This window comes from Amycolatopsis rhizosphaerae, from assembly GCF_007713715.1.
GTDB classification, from domain to species: domain Bacteria; phylum Actinomycetota; class Actinomycetes; order Mycobacteriales; family Pseudonocardiaceae; genus Amycolatopsis_E; species Amycolatopsis_E rhizosphaerae.
In genome coordinates this window covers 1-7,168 of sequence record NZ_VJWX01000378.1, presented here as the reverse complement: position 1 = coordinate 7,168, position 7,168 = coordinate 1, and the positions used below count along the sequence as shown (strand labels likewise).

Below are 7,168 nucleotides of genomic sequence, written 5' to 3'. Positions count from 1 at the left end.
GGCCGTCGCCGGGATCAACCGGACCAAGCCGCAGGTGGTGCTGCTCGACGTGCACATGCCCGACGGTGGCGGGGCCGAGGTGCTGCGCCGGATCAGGCCGGAGCTGCCGGACGTGGTGTTCCTCGCGCTGTCGGTGTCCGACGCGGCGGAGGACGTGATCGCGGTGATCCGGGCGGGTGCACGCGGTTACGTCACGAAGACGATCTCGTCGAAGGAGCTGGTCCGGGCGATCAACCGGGTCGCGGACGGGGACGCGGTGTTCTCCCCGCGGCTGGCGGGTTTCGTGCTGGACGCGTTCGCCGACCGGCCGGGTTCCGCGCCGATCAGCGACCCCGAGCTCGACCTGCTCACCCCGCGCGAACGGGACGTGCTCCGGCTGCTCGCCCGTGGCTATGCCTACAAGGAGATCGCTTCGGAGCTGTTCATCTCCGTGAAGACGGTCGAGACGCACGTGTCGAGCGTTCTGCGGAAGACCCAGCTGTCGAACCGCTACGAACTCTCGCGCTGGGCCTCAGACCGTCGCCTCGTCTGAGGTCACCGCCACCGGCACCGGTTCGGGCGGGGTGGCGGCGACGCGCCCGCGGAGCCGGGTGAGCGCCACCCCGGCCAGCACCACGATCATGCCGGCGAGCACGCGCGGGTTGAGTCCCTCGTGCAGGAACGCGGCGCCGAGCAGCACGGACACCACCGGGATCAGGTAGCCGACCATCGAGGCGGCCACGGCGCCCTCGCTGGCGATCACCTGGTAGTTGAGGGCGAAGGCGATGCCGGTGCTGAACACGCCGAGTACCCCGATCGCGACGATCGCGACCGGGTTCGGGTGCACCGGGGCGATTCCGCCTGCCGGCATGGCGAGCAGGACGAAACCGGTGGCCATGGTCATCTGGGCACCCGCCAGCGCGAGGGGGGAACTGCCGGTGTCGGACAGGAACCGGCCTTCGTAGACGATGACCAGTCCGTAGCTGATCGCGGCCGCGATGCAGGCGAGCGCACCCCAGCTGAGCAGGCCCGATTCCTGCCAGGGCGCGAAGATGAGCACGACACCGGTGAGGCCCAGGCCGAGTCCCAGCAGTCGCGGCCTGCTCATCGTGCGGTCCACCCCGGTCGCCAGCGCGACCAGCACTGTCCACAGTGGAGTCGTCGAGTTGATCACGCCGGTGATCCCGGAGCTGACGGTCTTCTCGCCCACGGCGAACAGCACGAAGGGCAGGGCGTTGTGGAGCAGGGCCGCGACGGCGAGGTGCAGCCACACGCGCGGCCGCGCGGGCAGGCGGTTGCGCTGGAGCAGGCAGAGCGTGAGCAGGACGACGGCGCCGAGCGCGACGCGGATGAGGACCAGCTGCACGGGGGTGAAGGCGGTCAGGCCGAGTTTGACCCAGAAGAAGCTGGAGCCCCACATGAGTGCGAGCGCGGCCAGCCGCAACAGCGTTTTCGTCTCTCCCACCCGCTCAGCTTCGCCGAGCGTGATCGTAAGGACAAGCGAAATTAACTGCAGGAATCATTAAGCAAAACTGTATGATCGTCGGCATGTTCGACGTCCGTCGCCTTCAGGTGCTGCGGGCCGTGATCAGCAGCGGGTCGATCTCGGCGGCCGCTCGCAACCTCGGCTACACCCCGTCCGCGCTCAGCCAGCAACTCGCCACCCTCGAACGCGAGGCGGGCATCGCCCTCCTGGAACGGGTCGGGCGCGGAATCCGGCCCACGCCCGCCGGAACGCTGCTGTCCGAACACGCCGAGGTGATCAGCGCGCAGCTTTCGAAGGCCGAGGCCGAGCTCGCCGATCTGAAGGCGGGCCGGACCGGCCGCCTGACCATCCGCTACTTCGCCACCGCGGGCGCCGCGCTCGTCCCGCCCGCGGTGGCCACGGTCCGCCGCGAGTTCCCCGGCGTCCAACTGGACCTGAAGGTGCTCGAACCGGTCGATTCCGTCCCGCTGGTGCAGGCCGGTGAGGTGGACGTGTCGGTCATCGTGTGGCATGGGGAGTGGCACGGCGAAGGCGTCGAACTGGTGCACCTGCTCGACGACCCGTACCGCGCGATCCTGCCGAAGAACCACCCGCTGGCCCACAAGCCCGTGCTGGACCTGGCCGATCTGGCCGACGAACCGTGGGTCGGCAGTGAGGGGCTTCCCGGCCCCTGCCGCGACGTGCTGGTCGCCGCCTGCGGAGCGGCCGGGTTCGTGCCGAACTTCGTGATGGACTGCGAGGACTACCAGACCGCGCAGGGATTCGTGGCGGCCGGGCTCGGCATCAGCCTGGTGCCGGTGCTCGGCCTCGGGGCCGCGCCGAAGGGCGTTGTGGTCAAGCGGTTGCGGCGGCCGGAGCCGGTTCGCAGCATCCAGGCCGCGATCGCGGCGCGGGCCAGGGACCAGCCCGTGGTCCGCTGCCTCGTCGACAACCTCCGCTCGCGCCGCGCTGTGCCGTAGCGGCGCACCTGGTGAGGAGATCCGCCGCCGCCGTGCTCAGAGGAACAGCAGCTGCGTGATGCCGATGCCGACCGCGGCGGCGACCAGGATCGACGCCACGGTGAGGATCAGGGCACGGATGCGCTCCGGGGTCAGGGTGATCATCGGGGCCTTCGAGGCCATCGCACCCTGCGGGACCATCGGCCCCTGCTGGGCCATCGGCATCGCCACCGGCATCGTCGGCAGTACGGGCGCCGTCGGCGGGATGAACGCGGTCTGCCGTCCCTGCGTGATGGCCTGGAACGAGACGATGGTGTCCGGCAGCGTCGGCCGGGACAGGGGATCCTCCCGGAGCAGCTTCATCAGCGCACCCGCCAGCTCGCCCGCGCGTTGCGGTTCCCGTAGCGGATCGGTGCCGTTCTCGCCGTACGGTGGAACACCCTCCACCGCCACGTACAGCGTCACGCCAAGGGAAAAGACGTCCGAGGCGGGCGTGGCGGGGCCGCCGAGGGCCACCTCCGGCGCGCGGAACGCCGGATGCGGCCCGGGACCGGTGATCCCGACGTCGGTGACCTTCACGCCGCCGTCGTCGGCGAGCAGCACATTGCCCGGTTCCAGCGCGCGATGCACGATTCCGAGCTGGTGGGCGGCCATCAGGGCCGAAGCCAGTTGGCCGCCCAGGAAGGCCGCCTGATCCGGGGTGAGGGTGCCGTGCTCGGAGAGGAACGTGGTCATGTTGCGGGACGGCACGAACTCCATCACGAGCCAGGCGTCGGGCCCCTCACGCACCACGTCGAAAACCGTGATCACACAGGCGTGCAGTACCCGGGTGGCGGCACGGCCCTCCTGGACGGCCAACTGGGCCGCCTGCTCGGCCTGCGCGGGATCGAGCCCGGGCGGCGAGTAGATCCGCTTCGCCGCCACCGTCCGGTTCAGGAGAGTGTCGTAGGCGAGCCAGACGATGCCCGCGCGGCCATGGCCGATGGGCTGGTCCAAGCGGTACCTGCCGCCTACGACTGTGCCCTCAGTACCCACAACCACCTCTCGTCGTGCGGACGGCCACCGGAGTCGCCGCCACCCTACTTGTTCCGCGTCACCACAACGGAAACGGTGCCATCAGCCGCTGTTCGCAGACGAAGTGTTTGACACAGTCGGCGTGTCGCTGGACGGCGGTGTGGACTGCTTCGAGCTCGGAGAGCTGGGTGTGCTCTTCTTCGACGAACTCGAGGTGTCCGAAGTGGGCGTGTCCGACACACTGCTGTGCTTCGCCGAGGACTCGGAAGACCTCGACGACCGCGTCGGGGAGGACTCCGTCATCGAAGCGGTCGCGCTCTCCGTGGTCTCCACCGACGACGAGGCGCCCGGCACCGGCGTGGTCGACACGTTGCCGGTGGTGTTCGTGCTGCCGCCGCCCTTCGGGCCGCTGAACAGCCAGATACCCAGCGCCACCAGTCCGATGAGCACCACCGCGCCGATCGCCGCGGGCACCTTCCACTTGCCGGGCTGGTCCTCTTCGTCCTCATCGGCGGCAACGGGGCGCCGCGGCGGCGGAGGCGGTTCTTCGTCGTACTCGTCGTACCCCGCCGGGGCCACCCGGGTGCCGCGGTCGTAGTCGTCCTGCGGATATCCGCCCGCCTCGTAGGCGTCGTCCGCGTAGTCGTCGTCGTACTCGTCGTAGAAACGGTCCGGCGGCGGGGTCCCGAGCGAGCCGCTGAAGGCGCGGGTGGCGCCGGGACCGGCCGCCATGCCGAGGGTGCCGCCGGACGGCGCGATCTGCGTCTCCGCCGCGGGGCCGCCGAGCGGGGTCTCCCCGCGCGCCACCGCGGCCAGCAGTTCCTCGGCCTCTTCGGCGGTGGGGCGGTGCTGCACCTCGGGATGCAGCAGCACGGCGAGCACGCTGGCCATCGGACCGGACTGCCGCGGGGGGTTGATCTGCCCGGCCGCCACCGCGTGCAGCAGGCTCAGCGTGTTCTCGCTCAACCCGAACGGCGGCTGGCCCTCACAGGCCGCGTACAGCGTCGAGCCCAGGGAGAACACGTCCGACTCGGGGCCGGGGTCGCCGCCGATCGCGACTTCGGGCGCGAGGTAGGCCGGAGTACCGGCGATCATGCCGGTCTTGGTGACCGTGACGTCGTCCTTGGCGCGGGAGATGCCGAAGTCGGTGATCTTCACCAGGCCGTTGTCGGCGAGCAGGATGTTGCCCGGCTTGATGTCGCGGTGCACGATGCCGACCGCGTGCGCGTCCTTCAGCGCGGACGCGATCTGGGCCCCGATCCGCGCCACTTCCAGCGGCGGCAGCGTCTTCCGGTCCCGCAGCACCTCGGCCAGGCTGGTGGACGGCAGGTACTCCATCACCAGGCACGGATGGCCGTTGTCGTCGGTGACCACGTCGAACACCGAGATGGCGTTCGGGTGGTGGAGCCGGGCCGCGATCCGGCCCTCGCGCATCGTGCGCTGCTTGGCGTCTTCCGCCTCGTGGTGGTCGAGCCCGGGCTGAAGGAGCAGCTGCTTGATCGCGACCGTGCGGGCGAGTAGCTCGTCGTGCGCCTGCCACACGGCGCCCATGGCACCGGACCCGATCTTGCGCACGACCCGGTACCGGCCGGCGACCAGGCGACCCTCGTCGCTCACGCGACCTCCTTCGGGGGCTGCTTACAGGGCGCGACAGCATGCCGCATGCCAGGAGCGTATGCACATATCGCGGGCCCATGGGCCGGATTACCCGAGACCAGCACCGTCAAGGCTAGGGCGCTCACTCTGTGCACATACAGGTGGCACTCTTGGGAACGGCCTGTGGTCGCGTGCTACAGCTGCTCCGCGGAGAGCAGCTGTGCCTGGGAGATGACGTTGGGAGCGTTCGACGCCAGCGTCAGAACCTGCGTGACCCGCAGTTTCGTGCCGTTCCGCTGCACCACGGTGACGACCGCGCGCACCGAACCGTCCCGCTGTACCGAGGTCTGCTCGACGTGGATCTCCTTCATCGAGGCCCAGGCCCGGATCAGGCGGCCGGGCTCGTTCCCGGCGAGGCTCGGCACGAGCATGCTCAGGGCGTCCTCGGGCTGGGGCGAGCCCATCCGCTGGTAGAACTCGGCCACCACGGCCAGCTTCTCGGCAGGGCCCTCCGCGGCCTGACCGCCGGGCCGGGTCTGGCGGGTGGCGGCGACCGGGATCTGCGGGGCGAGCACGGTGTTCCCGTACCCGTCGAGCGGCGCGTTTGCGGTGGGCCTGGTGTCGGCACCGGTCACGAAGCCGCCGAGTGCGGCGGCACCGGTGATCGGCGGCGGGGCGGAGGTCGCGCGGCCGGAATCGGCGGGACGCCCGCGGGTCAGCAGCGCCGACGCCACGACGGCGCCGACCAGCAGCGACGCGGCCGTGCTCAGCCCGGCGAGCTTCGCGATCTTCGCCAGCCTGCTCTCCGGTTCGCGGGACGCGGCGCTCCCGTCGACGTGGAGCCGGGACGGCGGCAGGAACTTCCTGGACTCGCGGACCGACTCGGTGAGGTACTCGCTTTCGACCAGCTCGAGGGCGAGATCCTGCGCGGCGAGCAGGTCCTCGACGGTGAGGGCGTCCGGCGCCTGCCGGGACCGCCGCCGATCGTGCACGACTCTCATGGCCTCTGTTTCGGTTGATCGGGTTGTCTGCTCGTTCATCAGCGAACCGCGTCAAGTCGTTACCGGCCAGCTTTCGTCGGTGGACTGACGTCAGCGGACGATGAGCGGCACGCGCTTCACTCGAGTGGCCCAACGAGGCGCGGGGGCGGGTCAGTTCCCGTCGCTGGAGATCTTCGTCCCGTCGAAGGTGAGGGTGCGCTGCTCGACGGTCTGGCGGCCGTTCTTGTGCACGGTCTTCACGGTGCACACCGTCCGGCCGTCGTACTGGTGCACCTGGATGTGCTCGACCTCGAAGTACGCCACCTCGGAGTACTTCTCGGCTAGCCCCTCCGTCCCCTCGTCCCGCAGTTCGCCGGTGGTCAGCTCGTGGGCCTGGGCGGGGTTGGCGGTCACGCTGTCGAGATATCGCTGAGAGGTTCTGGCCAGTGTGCCCGGGTCCGCCTGCTGCAAGCTGAGCTGGAACGGGTCGGAGTCGTAGGGCGCGGGGGTGGGCGCCGGCTTCGGCGGAACCGAGGTGACCAGCGGGGCCGAGCCCGCCGGATCGCTGGGAGCCGACGGGCGGGGCGCGGCGTCGCTGTCCGCGGCCGAAGTGCTTTCGCCGGTGTCGCGGACCGCGGCAGGCCCGGAGGACGACCGGCTCGGGTCCAACTGCGTGCTCAGCGTGCTGGAGGAGTTGGTGCCGGGGCCGCTGTACCGGGCGAGGGGGCCCGGGCCGAGCTGTTCCCCCGCGACGGTGGGCAGGCCGCCGCCAAGGCCGGGGACCCAGCCCCCCGACGCCTGTTCCGGGGCGGGCTTGCCGACCAGTGCGGATCCGGCGAACAGCAGCGCCACCACCACGCCGCCCGACGAGGCGGTGGCGAACCAGGCGGCCCTGCGCCAGCTCCGGGGAGGGGTGACCGAGGCGGGCACGCTGCCCAGATCGAAGGTGGACAGCCCGGTTTCCGGTGGTGCCACGTAGACGCGGACGTCGTCGCCCGAACCGGCCTCATGGCAGGTGGGAGCGGTGAGCCTGACCCTCGTTCGAGGCGGCGGAGTCGGTGACGGCACCGAGGAGGACACGGGCGACGCGGGGGAGGCCTGCTCCGGCAGCGGGAGCCTGCCGCTGACCGACAGGAAGCCCGACTGGCTGCCTTCGTCGTAGCGCGGTGCGGCGG

Annotated in this window: 7 protein-coding genes; 2 read left to right on the top strand and 5 right to left on the bottom strand. The window is 70.8% G+C overall.

All coding sequences use genetic code 11. From position 1 onward, the window contains the following. Positions 1–532, top strand: a 532-nt coding sequence (locus tag FNH05_RS27935) for a LuxR C-terminal-related transcriptional regulator (protein ID WP_144591835.1), incomplete at its 5' end; no start/stop codon positions are given. Here FNH05_RS27935 and FNH05_RS27930 read toward each other — a convergent pair. Continuing rightward, positions 512–1,444 (bottom strand): DMT family transporter, encoded by a 933-nt coding sequence (locus FNH05_RS27930; protein ID WP_144591834.1) that lies wholly within the window; start codon positions 1,442–1,444, stop codon positions 512–514. The two genes, FNH05_RS27935 and FNH05_RS27930, sit on opposite strands and share 21 nt — an antisense overlap. Positions 1,445–1,527: 83 nt before the next feature. On the opposite strand from FNH05_RS27930, the gene FNH05_RS27925 reads away from it, so the two are divergent. Continuing rightward, complete coding sequence (locus tag FNH05_RS27925; RefSeq protein ID WP_144591833.1) at positions 1,528–2,424, top strand: LysR family transcriptional regulator; 897 nt, start codon at positions 1,528–1,530, stop codon at positions 2,422–2,424. A gap of 36 nt (positions 2,425–2,460) precedes the next feature. Here FNH05_RS27925 and FNH05_RS27920 read toward each other — a convergent pair whose 3' ends face one another. From FNH05_RS27920 to FNH05_RS38340, 4 genes are all read right to left on the bottom strand, one after another. Continuing rightward, positions 2,461–3,438 (bottom strand): serine/threonine-protein kinase, encoded by a 978-nt coding sequence (locus FNH05_RS27920; RefSeq protein WP_144591832.1) that lies wholly within the window; start codon positions 3,436–3,438, stop codon positions 2,461–2,463. An 81-nt stretch (positions 3,439–3,519) separates the two neighbouring features. After that, entirely contained in the window at positions 3,520–5,034 is a 1,515-nt protein-coding gene (locus FNH05_RS27915; RefSeq protein ID WP_144591831.1) for a serine/threonine-protein kinase, read from the bottom strand. A 173-nt stretch (positions 5,035–5,207) separates the two neighbouring features. Next, positions 5,208–6,014 (bottom strand): hypothetical protein, encoded by an 807-nt coding sequence (locus FNH05_RS27910; RefSeq protein ID WP_144591830.1) that lies wholly within the window; start codon positions 6,012–6,014, stop codon positions 5,208–5,210. Between the two features lie 150 nt (positions 6,015–6,164). Beyond that, positions 6,165–7,168 (bottom strand): hypothetical protein (locus FNH05_RS38340; RefSeq protein ID WP_186382773.1); only part of this gene is annotated, 1,004 nt, incomplete at its 5' end.